This window comes from Limosilactobacillus sp. (genome assembly GCF_041859915.1).
Taxonomy (GTDB): Bacteria; Bacillota; Bacilli; order Lactobacillales; family Lactobacillaceae; genus Limosilactobacillus.
Map to the genome: position 1 here is coordinate 1 of NZ_JBFLGB010000029.1, position 20,474 is coordinate 20,474.

At 41.9% G+C, this 20,474-nt stretch carries 22 protein-coding genes and 1 other RNA gene; 6 read left to right on the top strand and 17 right to left on the bottom strand.

Annotation, left to right across the window (positions count from 1 at the left end; all coding sequences use genetic code 11):
• A partial coding sequence (locus tag ACEYV4_RS05395) for a hypothetical protein (RefSeq protein ID WP_373842355.1) occupies window positions 1–182 on the top strand: 182 nt, incomplete at its 5' end.
• Between the two features lie 168 nt (window positions 183–350).
• Here ACEYV4_RS05395 and ssrA read toward each other — a convergent pair.
• From ssrA to cdaA, 10 genes are all read right to left on the bottom strand, one after another.
• Window positions 351–726: a transfer-messenger RNA gene (gene ssrA, locus ACEYV4_RS05400) on the bottom strand.
• Window positions 727–806: 80 nt separating this feature from the next.
• Entirely contained in the window at window positions 807–1,436 is a 630-nt protein-coding gene (locus ACEYV4_RS05405) for a LysM peptidoglycan-binding domain-containing protein (protein WP_373842356.1), read from the bottom strand.
• Between the two features lie 150 nt (window positions 1,437–1,586).
• Window positions 1,587–2,387 carry a Cof-type HAD-IIB family hydrolase gene (locus ACEYV4_RS05410; RefSeq protein ID WP_373842357.1) on the bottom strand — a complete coding sequence of 267 codons (801 nt, stop codon included), beginning with the start codon at window positions 2,385–2,387 and terminating at the stop codon, window positions 1,587–1,589.
• Complete coding sequence (locus tag ACEYV4_RS05415; protein WP_373842358.1) at window positions 2,380–2,856, bottom strand: MarR family winged helix-turn-helix transcriptional regulator; 477 nt, start codon at window positions 2,854–2,856, stop codon at window positions 2,380–2,382. Before ACEYV4_RS05415 ends, ACEYV4_RS05410 begins: the two co-directional genes overlap by 8 nt.
• Window positions 2,853–4,685 carry an acyltransferase family protein gene (locus ACEYV4_RS05420; protein WP_373842359.1) on the bottom strand — a complete coding sequence of 611 codons (1,833 nt, stop codon included), beginning with the start codon at window positions 4,683–4,685 and terminating at the stop codon, window positions 2,853–2,855. The genes ACEYV4_RS05415 and ACEYV4_RS05420 overlap by 4 nt, the downstream gene beginning before the upstream one ends.
• Before the next feature lie 81 nt (window positions 4,686–4,766).
• Window positions 4,767–5,078 (bottom strand): hypothetical protein, encoded by a 312-nt coding sequence (locus tag ACEYV4_RS05425; RefSeq protein ID WP_373842360.1) that lies wholly within the window; start codon window positions 5,076–5,078, stop codon window positions 4,767–4,769.
• Between the two features lie 249 nt (window positions 5,079–5,327).
• On the bottom strand, window positions 5,328–7,148 hold the full coding sequence (gene glmS / locus ACEYV4_RS05430) for a glutamine--fructose-6-phosphate transaminase (isomerizing) (RefSeq protein WP_373842361.1): 1,821 nt from the start codon (window positions 7,146–7,148) through the stop codon (window positions 5,328–5,330).
• Between the two features lie 246 nt (window positions 7,149–7,394).
• Window positions 7,395–8,750: a phosphoglucosamine mutase gene (gene glmM, locus ACEYV4_RS05435; protein WP_373842362.1), complete on the bottom strand. Its 1,356-nt coding sequence runs from the start codon at window positions 8,748–8,750 to the stop codon at window positions 7,395–7,397.
• A gap of 17 nt (window positions 8,751–8,767) precedes the next feature.
• Window positions 8,768–9,661, bottom strand: coding sequence for a YbbR-like domain-containing protein (locus ACEYV4_RS05440; RefSeq protein ID WP_373842363.1), 894 nt, complete (start codon window positions 9,659–9,661; stop codon window positions 8,768–8,770).
• Complete coding sequence (cdaA, locus tag ACEYV4_RS05445) at window positions 9,651–10,496, bottom strand: diadenylate cyclase CdaA (protein WP_373842364.1); 846 nt, start codon at window positions 10,494–10,496, stop codon at window positions 9,651–9,653. The genes ACEYV4_RS05440 and cdaA overlap by 11 nt, the downstream gene beginning before the upstream one ends.
• Window positions 10,497–10,622: 126 nt before the next feature.
• Here cdaA and ACEYV4_RS05450 point away from each other — a divergent pair, with 126 nt between their 5' ends.
• On the top strand, window positions 10,623–11,285 hold the full coding sequence (locus ACEYV4_RS05450; protein WP_373842365.1) for a DUF1361 domain-containing protein: 663 nt from the start codon (window positions 10,623–10,625) through the stop codon (window positions 11,283–11,285).
• Window positions 11,286–11,334: 49 nt separating this feature from the next.
• Here the strand turns inward: ACEYV4_RS05450 and rbsK are convergent, their stop codons facing one another.
• Together rbsK and murB are read right to left on the bottom strand one after the other, a co-directional pair.
• Window positions 11,335–12,261 carry a ribokinase gene (gene rbsK / locus ACEYV4_RS05455; RefSeq protein WP_373842366.1) on the bottom strand — a complete coding sequence of 309 codons (927 nt, stop codon included), beginning with the start codon at window positions 12,259–12,261 and terminating at the stop codon, window positions 11,335–11,337.
• 142 nt (window positions 12,262–12,403) lie between these two features.
• A complete protein-coding gene (gene murB, locus ACEYV4_RS05460) occupies window positions 12,404–13,297 on the bottom strand; it encodes a UDP-N-acetylmuramate dehydrogenase (RefSeq protein ID WP_373842367.1) in 894 nt (297 codons plus the stop codon).
• 140 nt (window positions 13,298–13,437) lie between these two features.
• Here murB and ACEYV4_RS05465 point away from each other — a divergent pair, with 140 nt between their 5' ends.
• Together ACEYV4_RS05465 and ACEYV4_RS05470 are read left to right on the top strand one after the other, a co-directional pair.
• Complete coding sequence (locus ACEYV4_RS05465; protein WP_373842368.1) at window positions 13,438–13,974, top strand: 3'-5' exonuclease; 537 nt, start codon at window positions 13,438–13,440, stop codon at window positions 13,972–13,974.
• Between the two features lie 221 nt (window positions 13,975–14,195).
• A complete protein-coding gene (locus tag ACEYV4_RS05470) occupies window positions 14,196–14,930 on the top strand; it encodes a DNA-binding response regulator (protein WP_373842369.1) in 735 nt (244 codons plus the stop codon).
• Here ACEYV4_RS05470 and ACEYV4_RS05475 read toward each other — a convergent pair.
• The gene (locus ACEYV4_RS05475) at window positions 14,920–15,534 is read right to left on the bottom strand and encodes a zinc-ribbon domain-containing protein (RefSeq protein WP_373842370.1); all 615 of its coding nucleotides are present in this window, start codon (window positions 15,532–15,534) and stop codon (window positions 14,920–14,922) included. The two genes, ACEYV4_RS05470 and ACEYV4_RS05475, sit on opposite strands and share 11 nt — an antisense overlap.
• A gap of 37 nt (window positions 15,535–15,571) precedes the next feature.
• Here ACEYV4_RS05475 and ACEYV4_RS05480 point away from each other — a divergent pair, with 37 nt between their 5' ends.
• Window positions 15,572–16,939 (top strand): GHKL domain-containing protein, encoded by a 1,368-nt coding sequence (locus ACEYV4_RS05480; RefSeq protein WP_373842371.1) that lies wholly within the window; start codon window positions 15,572–15,574, stop codon window positions 16,937–16,939.
• Between the two features lie 49 nt (window positions 16,940–16,988).
• Here ACEYV4_RS05480 and ACEYV4_RS05485 read toward each other — a convergent pair whose 3' ends face one another.
• From ACEYV4_RS05485 to ACEYV4_RS05495, 3 genes are read right to left on the bottom strand one after another with little or no spacing between them, the layout of a single operon-like run.
• Window positions 16,989–17,480, bottom strand: a complete 492-nt coding sequence (locus ACEYV4_RS05485) for a GNAT family N-acetyltransferase (RefSeq protein WP_373842372.1) — start codon at window positions 17,478–17,480, stop codon at window positions 16,989–16,991.
• Window positions 17,480–17,938 (bottom strand): tRNA (adenosine(37)-N6)-threonylcarbamoyltransferase complex ATPase subunit type 1 TsaE, encoded by a 459-nt coding sequence (gene tsaE, locus ACEYV4_RS05490; protein WP_373842373.1) that lies wholly within the window; start codon window positions 17,936–17,938, stop codon window positions 17,480–17,482. Before tsaE ends, ACEYV4_RS05485 begins: the two co-directional genes overlap by 1 nt.
• Window positions 17,939–17,970: 32 nt before the next feature.
• A complete protein-coding gene (locus ACEYV4_RS05495; protein WP_373842374.1) occupies window positions 17,971–18,420 on the bottom strand; it encodes a hypothetical protein in 450 nt (149 codons plus the stop codon).
• An 85-nt stretch (window positions 18,421–18,505) separates the two neighbouring features.
• Here ACEYV4_RS05495 and ACEYV4_RS05500 point away from each other — a divergent pair, with 85 nt between their 5' ends.
• A complete protein-coding gene (locus ACEYV4_RS05500) occupies window positions 18,506–19,564 on the top strand; it encodes a dipeptide epimerase (RefSeq protein WP_373842375.1) in 1,059 nt (352 codons plus the stop codon).
• 54 nt (window positions 19,565–19,618) lie between these two features.
• On the opposite strand, the gene pta is transcribed toward ACEYV4_RS05500, so the two are convergent.
• Window positions 19,619–20,474 (bottom strand): phosphate acetyltransferase (gene pta, locus ACEYV4_RS05505; RefSeq protein WP_373842376.1); only part of this gene is annotated, 856 nt, incomplete at its 5' end.

The window sequence follows — 20,474 nt, forward strand, 5'->3', positions numbered from 1 at the left end:
GCAGGCGGTCCAGACGATCGAATTCGGCTTCCGGACCCCTGGGATCGCCTGTGCCGCGCTGCTCGCTGGCTAATGAAACTGGTTATCAACTAAAAAATGTCAACCTTAACCGTGATTTTACGGTTGACGATTTTGGCGATATTCGAGTTGCTAACGATTTTTATTATATCATGAAAAAATAAAAAAATACCGTTGTTGTTCACAACGGCCATGCCCAAACGATATTTAATTTTGTGACAACATTTTTGACAACATTTAAAAGCAAATAGCTACTATTTATTGAACATTGCATTTTTTAAAATGCCTTTATATCAACATTTTAAGCCTGTTTACTATTAGATGAAAACCATCAATGGAGATGACGGGAGTCGAACCCGTGTCCAAGCATATCGCCATTTCAACCTCTACGTTCGTAGCTCAACTATTTAAGATTTACCAACCAAAACGCCGCTGATCAAGGCAACCATGACTGGCTAGTTTGAAAGAACTCTTCTAGTAACCTCAAACGGCAGTTACCAGCGTAGTCCACTAAAATATGAAACCCGCATCCGCATCATGGACGAACCCGGAACGGATCTACGCGTGCTACTTGTTAGGCAGCAACAGCGTAAGCGTTTGAATTATTGTTTGCAGTTATAATTTAAAACTGAGCGTTTTTACGAAGACGCAACCTTCGAAACGCAGTCGAAACTCAACCTATACCTGTCGAATCCAAAAAACATCCCCAGATACAGTTTTTAGTTTACCATAATTTTTACACTTTGGATAGAAAAAAGCACTTCGCTAACCGAAGTGCTTTTTCAATCTTAATACCAACCGTTGGCCATCCAGAATTGCTGAGCCTTAGTCCAGGAACCATAACGGTTAGCAACATATTGATCTGCTACCCGTTCCTGGTTAGCTGGTGAATAATCACCATTTAGGTAGGAAGCAGACAACTGGTACTTACCAATATATTGACCATTAGTGGCGCCATAATTACCACCTGATTCATGAGCAGCAATCCACGCCTTAGCAGCTGCATCATTACCACTAACATTGGAATTATAACTACTATTATTCTTTACATTTGCTCCAGAATTGTTGTTAGCGGCCTTAGCAGGTGTATTAGTAGCTGCCTGGTTATTTGCAGCTGAAGAATTGTTAGCATTAACTGTTGAACTAGCCTGCGTTGGATTATTCTGCTGATTACTATCTTTAATAATCAAGTGTTGTCCCACATAGATTTTATTGATATCAGTAATGTGGTTAGTCTGAGCGATTGTATTTACCAAGCTATTATTTTGTGCAAATTTATAAGAAATACTCGAAAGCGTATCACCACTCTGCACAGTATAGACAGAATCAGCATTGGCAACTGCTGTCGCTGCCGTTAATCCTAATGCCACTGTTCCAAAAGTAGTTGCTGCTTTAACAAGAGTTCTTTTAGAAACCATAATTAAATAATCATCCTTCTTATTCGTATAGTTCTTGCTTTTTATTTTACACGCCTAATATTACTACACGATAACAAAACAATCGCAAAACATTACAATTATATTTAAATTGTAACAAAGTGGCCAAAAAAATATTTATAAAGTTAATAATTAAATACCAAAATACCGTTCACAGTAGTCAGCTACCCCATCATCATCATTAGAAGTAGTTAGGGCCGTTGCCACCGCCTTAACCTCGGGCAAGCCATTAGCCATCACAATTCCCTGAGTGGCCGCCTTAATCATCCCCAAGTCGTTATCAGCGTCTCCAAAACTCATCAGATTATCAAAACTTTCACCGAAATGATCAAGCAGTGCCTTCAAGCCAACACTCTTATCAACGTGTTGTGGCAAAAATTCCATAATCATTGGTTGTGACTGGACGGCATGGTAACGATCCTTCAATGTTGCTGGTAAATCAGCAATAATTTTAGATAACCGTTTCGCTGGAATGGCCATCACAGCCTTACTGTAAGTAGTAGCCGGCAAGTCAGCCATTTTAGTATCCCGAAATTCGATGTTTTTCAACACAGATCGGTAAATGGATCCTGGTTGGTCGGTTAATTCATATACCCGCTCAAAATCCAACACATCTAACGGAATCTTCTCACGCTGGACAAAATCGAAAAGCGGTTGAAGGTCCTGCTTAGCCATTCCTAATTCAAAGAGGTGTTCTTTGGTCACATTATTGATGACTAACCCACCGTTAAAGGTGATTGTATAATCATCAGGACGGGTCAGCCCTAGCTGTTCAATCAACGGCCAAATGGCATTAATTGGTCGTCCAGTACAAAGGACCACGTGAATGCCGCGGTCATGCAATTTTCTTAAAACGCGTTCATTGCGTTGCGAAATCTTTTTATCACTGTCTAACAAGGTATTATCAAGGTCTAAAGCAAGCATCTTAATCATTATTCTCTTTGTCCTTTCGTGGCTGGTCATTTTCCGGCTGAATCACCTGTTGGTTAAATTCATCCAGTAGTTGCAACAACTTCTGTCCGCGAGCTTCGCCATAAATATCTACCCACTTGGCAAAACGCTGACGAATACGGGTCTGAACATTAGTAGCCACCCGTTCCCCCATCGCTGTTGGTACCAAAGCAACCTTTCGCCGATCGGCCTGAACCTGTTCCTGGCGAACATAGTTATTATTCAGCAAAACTCGCAACTGACGAGAAACGGCACTACGCGTTACACGACGTTGATGAGCAATATCCATCAGCTTAATTCCCGGTTTGGTCACAATCTCTTGAAGAATTAAATACTGTTCAAAAGATAATGAATAGCGGGACGCTGGCTGTGAAACAAAATGTCCTAGGTTTTTAAGTGCCGATAAATAAATGCTAATTGCCTGGTTAAGAAGGTCATCACTCGTAGTCATTTATTCTGTCCTTTCTGATTATTTAAAATAGATTTAACAATCAACCGAGCATAATTGTTGTTTCCTTCTTGTCCCATGTGGACATTATCACTGGCAAACCATTCACTATGTTTCTCACTCATGCCATACCAATCAACCACGTGGACGTTTGGATATTTCTTAGCCGCACCCTCAATTTCATCATTGACAGTTTGTTGCCAAGGCTTAGTTGGCACGTGTGCTGTCATCCAGTAAATCTGGTGACCTGGGCCAATCGTTTTCACAATCTCATTAATTGTCTGGGGGCTCATTGCGCCATTGGTTCCAAGATTAAGCACAACTATTTTATTCAAATGTCCCTGACTCTCTAATTGCTTAATCACTGCGGGAGTGGCTGAACCCTGACGGCCAACCTGAGCATCGACATAGGCTAGTGGCATTAATTTTTGAATACTACCCGCCGCATCGGCCATTACCGAATCACCAATCGCAGTAATCTTGAGTTTCTGCGCTTGGTGAACCTCACCAGGCGATAAGGCATACTGCTTGGCATTAGCATTAGGATTGGTTTTAACCTTTTTGCCAGCCGCAATTTCCTGGTTATGTTTATTTGCTTTTTGGTGGTTCCTTTCAATCCGCTGCTGAACGGCGGTCTTCTTAGGAGTATGATCCGGCTGAGCCATTCCAAAAACGGCTACCGCCAATACTAACAGGCTGGTCACAGTGCGAACCCACTGCTGCCAAGACCAGTGAAATGGCTGTACTAAAGCGGACCAATGCTGCGAAGCTAACGGCCGTTCCCAGTAACGATACGATGCTTCACTGATCAGCCCGATAATCGCCAATTCAATAATAGAATTCAGTATTGGATGCACCCCAACCTTGACGATTCGTTCATAAAATACCATTACTGGATACTGATAAACATAAATGCCATAGGAACGTTGACCAACCCAGTGAAAGAATGAGTTAGAAAACCAATCGTTCATCTTAGACCCAGGATGAAGGATCGTTGCCATCAGTAATAGCCCGATAACACTGTAGAAAAACATTCCCCCGTGGTAGGTCCAAGCAGATTGACCATTAAGGGTAAAGAAACCCACCACCGTCAAAATTGTCATAATAATCCCCACCATATTGAGGAGGCCACGCAAGCTTTCTCGTGGATGCGGATTTAACCGATTAAGCGGCCACGCCAAACCCAACCATGAACCTAGCAACAACGAAAAGGCTCGGGTATCGGTCCCATAATAAACCCGGTTAACGTTAGTAGGATCATAAAGGATAGCCATTTCAACCGCTGAGGCGATAGCTAACAATAAGATAACTCGACGAACAAGCTTTTTCTTGCGTAGGATCATAAATAGAAGGGTTATAATTAACGGCCAAAGTAGATAAAATTGTGCTTCCACTCCTAATGTCCATAAGTGAGTAAAGGGGGAAGCGCCGCCGAATTGGTCAAAGTAAGACTGTCCATGACCAATTTCCCACCAATTATAAACCCAGAGGAGGTTAGTCATAATGATCATTCTGATATTATGCAATAATTCATGGGCAAACAGAGTAATATAGGCCGTTGTCAGAAAAAGCATTGCGATTAATACGGGATAAAGACGTTTAAATCGTTTATGGTAAAAATGCCAAATATCGATATGCTGGTGATAATCAAGCCGCTGACTAAACTGATAGGTGACAAAGTAACCTGAAATCAATAGAAAAAGAGGCACTCCTAAATAACCACCCTGTAATACGTTCGGCAATAAATGATAGATAATTACTCCCAACACTGCTAGTGTTCGCAACCCATCAATTCCTGTAATATACTGATGTTTTCTTCCAACCATCTTCATTGTTAACGAATTCCTCCACGTCAATTCTCATCTATTGGCTCAAAAATAGGCGGGGTAACTAAATACCACCGTCTTTGATAATTAACCAATATGGTTTTCTTTTAAGATTTCATCGACAACCTTATCCATTTCGGGAGTCCGTTTCCACTCTTCCCAATGATCCATCGACTCATCTTGCATCTGGTAATGCGAGTTAATGAAATTTTCGTAACGAATAACGTTTTTAGAATGAGGAATGTTTAGTTGCAAGATCCGTACTTCCTTAATAAATCCCCGTTCGGCTGCTAGTTCCGCCCGGCCATTGTGGACCATATTACCAATTTCATAATACTTACTGCCATCATTGCGCGTAATCTCTTCAATCAATGTTAATACTTGATGTTGCTTTTCCATTCAACTCGCCCCTTTCAATCAACACTAAACATTATAGCGGCTTTAAACTAAAAAATCACCGTCTGGACGACGATGATTGGCATAAGAGAGAAAGAGAATTGATTAGAAGGTAAATACTTAATACCTTGCAATTATTATGATAGCGTTTTCACCTTGTGATGTCAACAATAAGTTTAAACTTTTTGACATTTATCAATTGAAAGTTAAAAAGCAGGTTACGTCATTAACGCAACCTGCTTTTTAAAAATTTTATTGAACAGTAACTGATTTAGCTAAATTCCGCGGTTTATCCACATCCAGGCCTTTACCTAAACTGGTGTAGTACGCCAATAATTGAGCTGGAATAACACTCAACAATGGTGTCAGGTAATGGTCGACTTCTGGCAGAATAATCGTGTCATCTTCTTGTGCGAGGTGCCGAGAAACAATTGTAATTGTATTAGCTCCACGCGCCTTGGTTTCATCCAAGTTACTCCGCGTCAGACCAGCAGTCCGGTCTTGGGTAATAATGCCGATCACCGGAGTGCCCTTCTCAATCAGGGCAATAGTCCCGTGCTTTAATTCACCAGAAGCAAAGCCTTCAGCCTGAACATAGGAAATTTCCTTTAACTTCAAAGCTGCCTCTAGAGAAACGCTCCAGTCAATTCCCCGGCCAATGTAGAAAGCATTGCGAGTCTTAGATAAGTAACGAGAAGCAATTTCTTCTAGCTTCTTCTTACTGTCAGTAATCGATTGCATCCCGTTAGCAACCAGGCCTAATTGGTGTTTAACGTTAAAGTCCTTAGCAGCTTTTTGGCCAAGATATTCACCAAGTGCCTTCGCTAAGATGGCTTCTACGGCAATTTGGGCGGTGTAAGCTTTAGTAGAAGCCACGGCAATTTCTGGTCCTGCATATAACAGTTCCGTAAAGGTAGCTTCACGTGACAAGGTGGACTTATCAACATTGGTGATGGTCAAACTTGGCCAATGATGTTTGTTGACATTAACTAGTACCTGACGACTATCAGCCGTTTCACCACTCTGGCTCAGGAAGATAAAGAATGGCTTCTTAGATAGCAGTGGTTGTTCATATGCAAATTCCGAAGAAATATGAACACTAGTTGGAATATTGCATAGCCGTTCAAAAATCCGTGCACCAACTAGTCCAGCGTGGTAACTAGTCCCGGCACCAACAATATAAAGGTGGTCAGCCGCAGCCATTGCCTGAATCAGGTTTGGATCGATCTGTGGATCATCGCTATTGCCAAAGTACTTTTGAACCAGGCGCCGCATTACGGCTGGCTGTTCATCAATTTCCTTTAACATATAGAATGGGTAAGTCCCCTTATCAGCAGCACTCGGGTCCATGTCAACGGTAAAACTGTCCCGGTGTTTTTCATTACCATCAAAGTCTTTGATAGTGACGTGGTCTGGCTTGACAATTACTAATTCATGATCATCAATTTCCATAAACTTATTTGTTTCCTTAATCATTGACATGGTATCTGAACCCACCATGTTGTAACCATCAGCTAAGCCTACCAGCAATGGACTCTTGTTCTTAGCCACGTACAGGGTTGCCGGGTCTTCCCGGTCAATCATTACAAAAGCATAGGAGGAATCAGCACTGATTAGCCGCAATACTTTTAGCATCGCCGCTTCGGTACTCATATGGTCTTGCACAACAAAATGATCGACTAATTGAACAATCACTTCGGTATCGGTTTGACTAGTGAAGTGAACACCTGCCAAGTACTCCTTCTTCAATTGCGCATAGTTTTCAATGACTCCATTGTGAACCAGGTAAAAACGATTATCTTGGGAATATTGGGGGTGCGCATTTTCTTCGGTCGGTGCACCGTGAGTAGCCCAACGAGTGTGACCAATCCCAGACAGGCCGTGAACATCAGTGGTTAGAGCTGCTTCTAGATTACTAATCCGTCCAGGCCGCTTCACTAGATAATCATGACCATTATTATCATTAACGTAAACACCGGCAGAATCATAGCCACGGTATTCAAGCTTTTTTAAACCATCGATTAAAATTGACAGGGTCTTATCTGTTCCTGTCACACCAACAATTCCACACATAATTTATTTTCCATCCTTTAATTAAAATTGGTATAGATCGCTAAGGTCACCTAGTGATCTTGTACGACTGTTATAGATAGTACAAGTTTTGCCAACGATTGTCAATTGATTGTTCTCGATTGGTCTAGGTCGTTTTCAACAACTAAAATAAAAAAATGGTCAACGCTTTTGCCGTTAACCATTTTTACTCATTTTTACCTAAAAACTAGAAAGCTTTACAGTAGCTTTAAGCAGTTAAACAATACATCATTTAACTTCTAGTTCTGCCCGTGCAACATCACCAATTTCTTCCACATATTGGTGAACTAATTCCTTACTTGGTGCCTCAGCCATAATCCGCAACAGTGGCTCAGTCCCACTTGGCCGAACAAGGACACGACCATCACCGTGCATCTTATCTTCCACCTTAGCAATGACTGCCTTCAGCTTTGGATTGTCCATTGCGGCCATTTTATCGGCCACCTTAATGTTTAACAGTTCCTGAGGATAAGTATGAACATCACTAGCTAATTCTTTTAAGCTCTTGCCGGTTTCTTTAACTACGGACAACAATTGTAAGGACGTTAGCATCCCGTCACCAGTCGTATTATGGTCAAGGAAAATAATATGACCGGATTGTTCACCACCGAGATTATATCCGTTCTTTAGCATTTCTTCAACGACGTAGCGGTCACCGACCTTAGTCTTAACGCTCTTCATCCCGTGTGCTGCCAAGGCCTTATACATCCCGAGGTTGCTCATCACGGTCGTGACCACGGTATCCTTCTTTAGCATTCCCTTAGCATCCATGTACTTACCACAGATGTACATAATCTTGTCACCATCAACAATGTTACCTTCATTATCAACAGCAATGCAACGATCACCGTCACCATCAAAAGCAACACCAAGGTCTGCGTGATTATCCACGACTGCCTTCTGTAAGCCGGCCGGATGAGTTGAACCACAATTAAGGTTAGTGTTTAGGCCATCTGGTTGAGCATTAATCGCTACAAAATCAACGTTCATATCTGCAAAAAGATTTGAAACAAAGCCACTAGTGGCACCATTAGCTGCATCAACCACAATTTTGAGACCCGATAGGTCAGTGGAAACCGTTTGTTCCAAGAAGGAGGTGTATTTGAGTGCCCCTTCATGATAATCGGCCACTGTACCAAGTCCCTTATCAGACGGCCGTGGCAGTTTATCCTCATCGGCATCCAAAAGCTGCTCAATCTCGTATTCTAGATCATCGGACAACTTAAAACCGTTCCCACCAAAATACTTGATCCCGTTATATTTGATTGGATTATGACTGGCGGTGATCATCACCCCGGCATCCGCTTCTTGTGCACGTACCAGGTAAGCCACGCCAGGAGTCGTTACAACACCGAGACGCAGTACCTCAATACCTACTGATAACAATCCCGCAATCAAAGCATTTTCTAACATTTGTCCAGAAATTCGGGTATCCCGAGCTACCAAGACTTGGGGCTGCTGACGATCAGAATGACGGGTTAAAACATAACCACCCGCACGACCAACCCGAAAGGCTAATTCCGGACTCAAATCTTCATTTGCAACACCCCGAACACCGTCGGTACCAAAATACTTAAGTTTCATCGATATACTCCTATTCTTTAAGATTGACTACTACTCGACTCTGCCGAGCTAGTATTATCATTCGTATTACTACTTATGCTACTACTTGATGACCCTGTTTGCACCTTTTTCTTGTTAGAAGAACTAGTAGCAGTTCCTCCCGTGCTAGAAGAATCAGCTGAGCTACTGTTTGTTGCATTGCTCTCGTCATTATCTTTCCTAGCATTAATTGGCACGGTCACGTTTGTCGTGGTCGGCACGATAGCAACATTCAGGATCTGACCATTCTTATCCACCGCTTGCAAGGTAACCTGCCGTTGCAGAGTACTCTTAGCATCCCGTGGAACTACCACGTAGGCCACAATGCGGTCAACGCGTGCTACTTGATCCTGAGCACCGGTTACCTGAACCGTGTTAACATCTGCGTGGCCACGACCAGCCTGATAATTATCATCAAGGTTACGAGCGTTTACCCGCACCATGACTTTCATACTGATTGTCCGCCGTGGCTGAATACGGACATTGATATTTTTCGGTAACACTTCTGCTTTTAATTCCGAATTTAAACCACTAGTCTTAATTGGGACTTGGTGGCGGCCCGGAGTTAGTTTACTAAGGTCTGTGTAAACTTTAAAGTTCTGCGTATTAGTCGTCGTCGTAACTAAAGCAGACGGTCCGGTAATTCGGACCTTAACATACTGTGGATAGCCGGTCACCACGTATTTCGAATTATCAACCGTAATATCAAGTGGCATCCGAATCGTAGCTGATTTATCAGACATTAAAGCACTATTTTCATTGCTGCCGCGAGTGGTCTGCCGTAGAAAGCCATTTTTACTACCATTAACATAAGCAAAAAGCATCAATGCCAGGATTAATGATGAGAGCCGTAACACCCATTTACGGCTAAAGAAGCTCTTATTATTGTCCATGCCGACCACCCCCATGTCCTACAAAAAGCGAGTAAATTCGCGTGAGGATGTTTTCGTGAGCTGGTTCATGTGTACACAACTGTGAACGCAGGAACTTTAGGTAATCGTTCTGGGACATATTGCGAAGTAGCTCATTATCTTTGGTAATTGAAACTTCGCCCGTTTCCTCGGAGACGACAATTGTCAGTGCATCCGTCACCTCACTGATCCCAACCGCGGCCCGGTGACGGGTCCCTAATTCCTTAGGGATCAACTTACTGTCCGATAGGGGCAGGTAAGCTGCCGCTACCGCAATTCGGTTATTCTTAATAATCACCGCCCCGTCGTGTAAGGGTGTATTAGGAATAAAGGTGTTAATCAACAAGGCTCCAGAGATATCAGCATCGAGCGGGATTCCCGTTTCAATATACTCTTCCAAGCCCGTCTTCATTTGAATGCTAATCAGTGCCCCAATACGACGCTTCGACATATATTGAATTGCTTGATCAAGTTGTTTAATCGTTTCTTCTTCTGCTTCGTTAGTTGACTGGTTATGACTTAAAAAGGTACCACGCCCTAGATGTTCCAATCCTCGTCGAATCTCGGGCTGGAATATGATCACGATGGCAATCACACCCCAATTGATAATCTGGTCCATCACCCAGGAAACGGTATTAAGACCCGCATACCAGGAAATTACCTTAACTAAAATAATGATCAGGATCCCACGGAAAAGTTGAACAGCCCGGGTTCCACGAATCAAAAGTAATAGTTCATAAATTAAAAACCAAATAACTAGGATATCAATCAGGTGAATCAGATTTTGCCACGTCAAGAGCGAAGTTATAAATTGCATCGCATTCACCATCCTCTAAATTCACGCTCATATTATATCATTTTTTAGCGCTAGAAAAAGTATCACACTTATTTCATTAATATTTGTTATCATGGTTTTAATTATTTCAAACAAGGAGGCATTGTGATGACCAAACGGCTTTCACCAACTTGGCAAATTCGTCTTTTCTTCTGGGGATTAATCATTCTATTAAAGCTTTTCATGAAAGCCCCGTATGATTTTATGGCCTTTAACGTTTTTCTCGGCTACGTCCCAATTGAATTAAGCTTTCAATTACGACATTTCAACGATCGCCGGGCCTTGGCTTTTTGGCTACTATTAATAATCTGGCTAATCTTTTATCCCAATGCTCCGTACGTAATGACCGACCTTTTTCACCTTTCTTGGCTTCACCCCCACACAAATATTAATGGAATTCTTCGTTCTGATCCCCAGATTTGGTTAACTTTTGCTATTATGATAACCTGCGCTCTTGCCTGTCTTTTAATTGGAACCGTCACTCTAGAACGCGTTGCTCACCAATTAACCCAGTTAACTACTCCGCACCATTTAGAAATTCAGTTTGTCTGGATCATCGTCTTCATGTACCTTGCTAGCGTTGGCATCTACATTGGTCGTTTCTTACGACTACATTCAATCTACCTACTCTTTACTCCCTCTTGGTTTCTCCGTCAACTCTATGGAATTTGGCGTCCTAAAATGCTAGTCTTTACCATTATTATCACCATTCTTCAATTATTAGTAGACTGGTTGATAAGGGTTTGCCGAAAATTTGCCCAAATTAAATAAGGAAGCTCATTTCCAAGCAGGAATGGGCTTCCTTAATTTAATATAGATATTACTTTTCAGCTAAAGCAGCCTTGACCTTATCAGCTGTTGGAATAGATGGCATTGCTCCCATTCCTTGAACAGTCAAGCTAGAAGCACGTTGAGCATAAACCAATGCATCAGTAACATTAGAGAGATCATTTGCTAACTGTGAAGCAAGTGCACCGATAAAGGTATCACCAGCAGCCGTCGTATCAACAGCATGAACCTTAAATGCCGGTACCAAGCCGTGTTTATCACCAGGACAAGCATAATAAACTCCCTTAGACCCTAGGGTAATTAGCAGGTGCTTGACTCCCCGTGCACGGAAATAATCGGCACTCTTAAGCATTGAAGCCTCATCAGTAATCTTAATACCAGTTAGGAGGGCACATTCACTCTCGTTCGGCGTAATAACATCAGTGTAATTCAGTAGTTCTGGAATGATCTTGTGCGCCGGAGCTGGGTTTAAGATCGTGGTAACATTGTGAGCCTTGGCCTTCTTAAAGGCTGCCAAGGTTACCTCCTGAGGGGTTTCAAATTGACTGATCAAAAAGTCGGCATCATCCAAGATATCATCGATATTCTTAACTAGGTCCGTGGTCATCGCCTGGTTAGCACCGCCATAAATCATGATGTCATTTTGACCATTTGCATCCAGCGTTACCGCTGCAGAACCAGTACCATGATACTTGTCAACTACAACGTGACGTACATCAATATCATTGTCTTTCAGGGCTTCTAACATATATTTACCTTCACTGTCAGAACCAACCGCCCCGATGAAAAACGTCTTGGCACCAGAACGAGCAGCCGCAACAGCTTGGTTAGCACCCTTTCCACCAGGTGCAGAACTCTTACTCTTGGCAGAAATGGTTTCTCCTGGCTGAGGGAATCTTTCAACATGGTAGGTTGTGTCCACATTAATACTACCTAATACAACTACTTTTTTGCTCATCTTAATTCTCCTTATATACCGAATTTTTATAACATATTCATTTTAGCATACCCATAAAGCGATTACAAAGCCTTATCTGGCAAAACGTAAAACGTTTTATGATAATAAGAAAAATGGAGAATTAACTTCCCCATTTTGTTCCTTAGTTTCGCCCAATAATCCGCACTTCGGTCTCCAAATCAACACCAAATTTTTCTTTAACCGTCTTTTGAACATGGTGAATAACGGCTACATAATCTGCCGCCGTCCCATGATTAATATTAACGATGAAACCAGCATGTTTAGTAGAAACCTGGGCACCGCCATGCGTATAGCCCTGAAGGCCAGCATCATGGATCAACTTACCAGCATAATAACCCTTCGGCCGTTTGAAGACACTTCCACAGGATGGAAGATCTAGTGGCTGCTTGGCGGCCCGGCGTTCATTTAAGTCATCCATCTTAGCTTTAATTTCCGCAAATTTTCCAGGCTTCAAAGTAAAGGTAGCATCCAATACCACTCCATGATTATCCTGAACACAACTGTGCCGATAGCCAAAATCAAGGCCCTGGTTATCAAAATGCTTAATCGTGCCGTCTGGCAGCATCACTGTCGCATCAGTAACTACAAACTGGGTTTCACCACCATAAGCGCCTGCGTTCATGAAAATGGCTCCACCAATGCTGCCAGGAATACCAGCCGCAAATTCAATTCCTGTCAGGCTATGGTCTCGAGCCGCAATCGTTGTATCAATATAAGAAGCTCCGGCCTGAGCAGTAACTTGGTTACCCTTAACCGTAATCTTATTCAACCGGGTCAGGATAATGGTCAACCCATTGATTCCACCATCACGGACAATTAAGTTGCTGGCATTTCCCAATACTGTTAATGGCATCTGATGTTCCCGAACGTAGTCGACCAGTTGCTTAACCTGGTCTACACTTTCAGGGAAGGCCAACCAATCTGCCGGCCCTCCCGTATGGGTATAGGTATAATTCATTAACGGTTCATCTTGTTTAATATCAATCTCTGGGAATTCAGTTATTAAGTTAGCCATTCTTTAGCAAGCCTTCCTTTTCTTATCCATAATTTTGACTCTGCCAATAATTGTATCATGATTTTAGCAGAACTTTTGCGAAAACGATTAATCACCGTTAAAATTACTAATAATTAGAACTTTTCAAAGGAGAATTCACCATGAACTTCATCGCAATGGATTTTGAAACTGCTAACGGCAAGCGGGATAGTGCCTGTTCCCTAGCCTTGACAATCGTTCGCAACAATCAAGTTGCTGACGAATTCTACACCTTGATCAATCCACACACTGATTTCTTTTGGCGTAATGTTAAAATTCATGGCATCCACGCACACGATGTCCAGGGTGCGCCTGATTTTCCAGCCGTTTGGCAGCATATCAAGCCTTTCTATACCCCTAATCAACTGGTGATTGCCCACAATAATCAATTTGATAACGGTGTCCTTAAAAGTACCCTAGAACACTATGACATCGAGCCACCCGCTTACCTAACTCTTGATACAGTCCGCTCCAGTCGCCACTTACTTCCGGGATTAACCAATTATAAGCTCAATACCGTCTGTGATGCCCTCAACATCGACCTGCATCACCACCATAATGCGCTTGATGATGCCCAAGCTTGCGCCAACATTCTTCTTTACCAGGACCAGCACTTTGGTGATCAACAAATTAAGCCTTTCATTAATATGGTCGGTTAACAAAAAGTCGGTGAGAAGGAATTTCTCACCGATTTTTTATTTGTTCTCAAATACCAAAAACACTAATTAATTTTATATCATTGAATGACTAAATCAAAGTGATTATTTTCAGTTTCGTTCTTATTTTTTCAGTGTTCAGCAATAGCAATGAGACTTCTCTTTTCACCCATAATTTATTCATGCTATATTGGTCCTAAATACTTACATTATGGGGGATTAAAATGCTCAATGTCGAAATTCTAGAAGATGACTACGTTCAGCAACAACAAATTAAAGAATATGTTGAACAAATCTGCCAAAAGCAGCACCTAGCAATAACGGTACGAACATTTTCAGAATTGCCAGCTATGGTGCGCCAACTTTTTCAACCAAATACCCATAATTTATATATTATCGACTTAGAAATTAACGGTGATAAAAGAGCTGGGCTGAAGATGAGCCAAGTAATTCGCAATCATGACCAATTAGCCAGTATCGTCTTTATTACCATTCACGACGAATTCCTTTATCAAACTTATAAATACCGGATTAGCGCTTTAGATTTTATTGCTAAAGATTTAGGGAATATTCAAGCCGAATTAGAAAAGGATATTAATTATGTCCACAGTAAGGCTAATCATAAAACGAGAGAACAACCATTTAGATTTAAAGATTATTCAAATATCGTCAGTATTGATTTCACAACCATCAATTTCTTTGAATCTAATGCTTCTAATTCTCATTCGTCCATTCTAAATACTGTTGACAACCAACAACAACAGATCAATTACAATCTTCATGAAATTGAAAAAATGGATCCCCGCTTTTTTAGAATTCATCGGAGCTTTTTAATTAATCCTCAACAAGTCCAAACAATTAACACCCATAAAAATACCGTCACCTTCTTCAACGGAGCAACTTGCCCGGCTAGTCGATTACGCCTGCGACAATTGCTTAAAAAAATTACTATTTCTTAAGTTTTTCACCACTGGCTCTCCAATATTTAACCTGAGGATTGTGGCTATCACTAGCTTTGAACCCTTTTTCTGTATACTTAACCACTCGATGGTCGCTGAAGGTAAAGGTTCCAGTCCGTCCCTCTTTATGATCAGATGTGCGAAACTTTATTCGCCGGGAAGACTGCCGGTGATAAATACGCATAAAAGACTGTGGTGTTGCTTTTACGGCCAATTTTTTATTAGGATAAGTCAACATATATACGTAACCCGAAGATTTCCACGATGGTGCATAAGAAACATAATAATCCGTCCTAACAGGATGCTTGTTTTTATTAAGGTAAGTCCATTTATAATAAGTCATCCCCATATTGTTAGCATCATTATGCTTTTTTATGCCATAAGCGGCCAGTCCACTAATAATCAATAACGCTAAAATAGTGACAATAATTTTTTGTCTTCTTTTCTTTTTAGGGTGCCTTATTCGTAGTGTCGGTTCAACAGTTGCTTTGGGTAATTTTTGCCCACAATTGAGGCAAAACTGCTGATCATTAGGATTAACGGTTCCACAATGCGGACATATAATTCCTTTTACATGTCTATTTTTTATTTTCTCTTCAGTCATTTCATTTCCACATCCTTTTGAGTGAGGTCTTACCATTATGCTATTTTTCAGAACACTCTCGGTCACCCTTGATAATCATTACCCAATTGGTGTAATTGCTTTAATTTGTGCCTATCTGTTCCTTGGTTGGACTTATATTTTTGCTATGCAACGATTACTCCGGCGACACTTAACTTGGCCGATCCAAGCCATTTTAATTATCCTTGCCGTATACGTTCAAGCAAGCACGGTCACCACTTTGCTCTTCATTCTGGTCGGTACATTAATCACTTATTATTGGGGATATCGAAAAAGCCTCAATTTTAACACGATTGCTTTCGCGTTAACTTTCGTGATCACTATGTTAACTTATATAAAGTACTGGCTACTATTAATTTACGAAAATTTATTTCCACTCATATTTAATTTTTACATTCGCGCTCTTATTGGTAATATTATTAATTATACATTGATTACTCTTCTTAGTTTACTTATTTTTTGCTTAGTTAATAAGATTTGCCAAAAAACTATTACCAACTACTGCCGGGTCGTTATCAATTACCGACCTCTCTACGCTTGGCTAATCAACTTTGCTAACATGGCCCTGTTAACTGCTCTGCTTGCCCAACTTGAAATCATTATCAGAGTTCCTAATACCATTTTTGCTTTGCTTATGGTTGGAGCATTAATCATTATGGGGTTAACAATTGCGATACCAACTAAGATTATTACCGACCAGTTAACTATTCAAAACCAACAACTTGAACTTAGTAACTTAACCCAATATACCAGTCATATTGAGGCTATGTATGATGAACTTCGTCGCTTCCGGCATGACTACAAAAACATCTTACTCAGTCTTAGTGACGCCGTTGAAAACAAAAACATCAATCAAATTACTAATATTTTTCATCAGGTAGTCATCCCTACTAACTCAAATGTCGAGTTACGAAACAGTGTCCTTGGTCGATTAGTAAACGTTAAAGATGTCGCCATTAAAAGCCTCATTTACAGTAAAATTCTTCAAGCAACTAATGATAATATTCACGCTGACATTGAGGTAGAACGACCGATTAAGCTTGACGATCATGTTCAAATGACCGATATGTTACGTATCATTTCAATCTTGCTAGACAATGCTATCAAAGCAGCCAAACAATCTACCAAACCACGAATTGACCTTAGTTTTTTTGAAGACCAGCATCATAATCAAATATTAATTATTGGTAATTCCACTAAAAAAGAACAAATCAATCTACAAAAGCTCAATGACCACTCGAATATTTTCCTAAATAACAATCAACACGGCTTAGGGCTACGTAATTTACGCTCTGTCTTGGCCCGTTATCCATTTATCCGTAATAATCGTCACTCTAGTCACTATTGGTTTGAGCAACAAATTATTATCTATCATCTTGCTAAGTAAACAAACGACACCTAACCTTCTTATTGGGCCAGGTGCCATTTTGATATAATCATTTACTTGGTTGGTATTCCATCACCAATGCTGGGCGTCCTTCTTCTGTCGTCGTACCGGTTTGGATAAAATGACAACGTTGATACAGTTTAATGGCTGGTAAATTAGTAGTAAATACCGTTAATACCAGCGATTTTAGAGTACTGTAATTTTCAAACCAGTACTCAGCTTCTTCAACCAATAGACGACCAATCCCGTTACGCCAGTATTGCTTAGCAACTACCACGCCGAGTTCCCCAGCTGTTGGCTCTTTTTCCAACACCATTACCGTCACGATGCCGATCGGTTGTCCATCCAGCATTGCTAGCATTATTACACAATCATCAAACTGGTTGATTAAGTTAATGTTTTGCCGTTCCTGGTCAACGGTAACTTCATTAAGGTGGGGAATCGTTACCGCGTCGCTTTCTGTCGCTGCTTGACGCAAGAATTGCAATACCGCCGCCGCATCATCTGCCGTTGCCAATTTAAGTTTAACTTCAGCCGCCATTAACCAACCACCTGGTTAATTAATTTAGTGAAATGGTGGCCATGAGGTTCAAATTCCAACACTCGGGTATTCTCATCATCGGTTCGTTTAAAATGAATCGCTAAAAAGTCATCTGGTAGCTCATCCGCTACGAATTGAGCCCATTCGACCACGCTGACCCCATCGCTATCAAAGTATTCTTCTAGTCCAAGGTCCTCAGCTCCACCATTTTCAAGACGGTAAGCATCCATGTGATAAAGCGGCAAGCGGCCATCTTGGTACTCACGAATGATTGTAAAGGTAGGACTCTTAATCAAATCCGGAATATCTAAACCCTTAGCCAAACCCTTGGTAAAAGTCGTCTTACCGGCACCAAGATCGCCATCTAAGACCAGCACATCCCCGGCCTTGAGTAATCGGCCAATCTTTTCACCTAGGGCAATCGTCTTATTGCGACTCGTTAAAGTTAACTTCTTCATTTTACTTGCTCCCTCACTTTTAATTACTAGCCTTATTTTAACTTACCGGCCTTGTTATGACAAAGCCAATGGTAACGATAATGGTGATTAACCTGCGAATAGCCCACAGTCTGGCAACCAATTTTAATCGTTAGCTGCAGGCCCGCACGAACCTGTCTGCTTGTACAGGCCCCCTGATCAACAAGCACCATCTTAGCTAAAGCTTGAGTTTGGTTAACCACATTAGTCCGATCGGCTGGGTGAAGACGTCTAAACTCTGGACTAGTCTGAACTAAGCAGTGGTTTCCACCACAATAGTAGAGGCGTTGAATAAATTTGGCATAACCATAGTTACCAGGATCACTGTCGGCATAGGTTCGTACTTGGGTTAAATTTTGCTGTAAAGCCTGGTTGACTGCGTTACGACTCGCCTGGACATCACCATTACCAATCAGGTAACCACCAACGAGCAAGGCAATAATTAAAATAAGCCAGCGCTGCAATCTCACTTTTCTCACACTCTTTTTCATCATTCTATCAAATCAATCGTGTTAAAATTGAAAAAATAGAATCGAGATGCTTTATTCAATGGATAATTTTACCATCGTTAAATTCACTACCCAACCAATTACGATTCCTCTCAAGCGGCCTTTTGTTACCCACCTACACACTGTTAAGGCAATCGAAGCGGTTCAATTGCAACTTTTCTTGAAAAATGGCCTGGTTGGTACTGGCACGGCTACCCCAAATCCAGTTGTGACTGGCGACAACCTTACCAGTCTCAAACTCGTCCTTGACCAACTCATCGGTCCACAGATGATCGGCCAAACTCTTACTCAATTAGAACCTTTATTCAACAAATTAACTCATTGTGTGGTCGGTAATACCCCGGCTAAAGCCGCTGCCGATATTGCCATTCATGACTTACTAAGCCAACGCTACCAAGTTCCCCTTACCCAACTACTTGGTGGTGCTAAGCAATCAATGACTACCGACTATACCATTAGCATTGGCCCTCGTAAACAAATGGTTACTGAAGCACAAAGCCTAGTCAAGGCTGGCTTTACTGCACTTAAAATTAAAATTGGCAATCAAGCTGTGATCGAAGACGTGGCCACGGTCCGAGCAATTGCAACAGCGGTTGGTCCCCAAATTAATCTCCGGCTTGACGTTAACCAAGGATGGTCATACAAACAAGCACTGCAGGCAATCCATTATTTTGAACTGGCTGACCTTCATCCAGCCTTTCTTGAACAACCTTTACCAGCTAATCAGTTAACCAGCCTGGCACAATTACGCCAAGTTAGTCCTATTCCAATTATGCTGGACGAAAGTGTCTTTTCACCTCAAGAAGCATTACGAGTAATCACACTACATGCGGCAGATTACATCAATATTAAGTTAATGAAAAGTGGAGGATTGCATGCAGCAACCATTATCAACCAGCTTTGCGCAACGGCCGGTATTCCCTGTATGGTGGGCTGCATGATCGAAGCGCCCACCAGTATTGCCGCCGCGGTTGCCTTTGCCAATGCTCACCGCAATGTTCATTTCATCGATCTTGATTCTCTGTTGATGATCGCTCCCAACCAAGCTCAACTCGGAAAACTACATTGTGACGGTCCACGACTTTGGCTCGAAAAATAAAAAATGTGGGAACCCATTATAAAGTGGATTCCCACATTTTTTATTCAGTCAATCTTATAATGCTCGGGCAGCCGTAATCATAGCAACCTTATAAACATCGTCTACATTGCAACCCCGTGACAGGTCGGCAATTGGAGCATTCAGGCCTTGAAGGATTGGGCCAACGGCAGTAAAGCCACCAAACCGTTGTGCAATCTTGTAACCGATGTTACCGGCTTCCAAGCTTGGGAAGATAAAGACGTTAGCATGACCAGCTACCTTAGAACCTGGCGCTTTCAGAGCACCAACTTCTGGAACAAAGGCGGCATCAAATTGTAACTCACCGTCAGCTGGCAAGTCTGGGTCCATCTCGTGAACCTTCGCCGTAGCATCAGCCACCTTAGTAACCATGTCGCCCTTGGCAGAACCCTTAGTAGAGAAGCTTAGTAAGGCTACCTTAGGGTCAATGCCAAAGAGCTTAGCGGTCTTAGCACTTTGAACCGCTACTTCAGCCATTGTTGGTGCATCCAGTTCGATGTTGATGGCACAATCAGCAAAGATGTAGCGTTGGTCACCCTTGAGCATCAAGAAGGCACCACTGATCCGCCGAACACCAGGCTCGGTCTTTATAATCTGAAGGGCTGGTCGAACGGTAGAGCCGGTAGAATGAACGGCTCCAGAAACCATCCCGTCGGCCTTACCCATGTAAACTAACATCGTTCCAAAGTAAGAAATGTCTTCCAGCATCTTCTTAACCTGGTCCGGTGTGTTCTTGTTCTTCCGCCGTTCTAGTAGGGAGTCGAACATTGCCTTCTTGTCCGCTGCTGGGTATTCGGCCGGGTCAATGATCTTAAGACCAGCAATGTCAAAATTGTTATCATTAGCCGTCTTTTCAATATCAGCGCGCTTGCCCAACAAGATTGGCTTAACT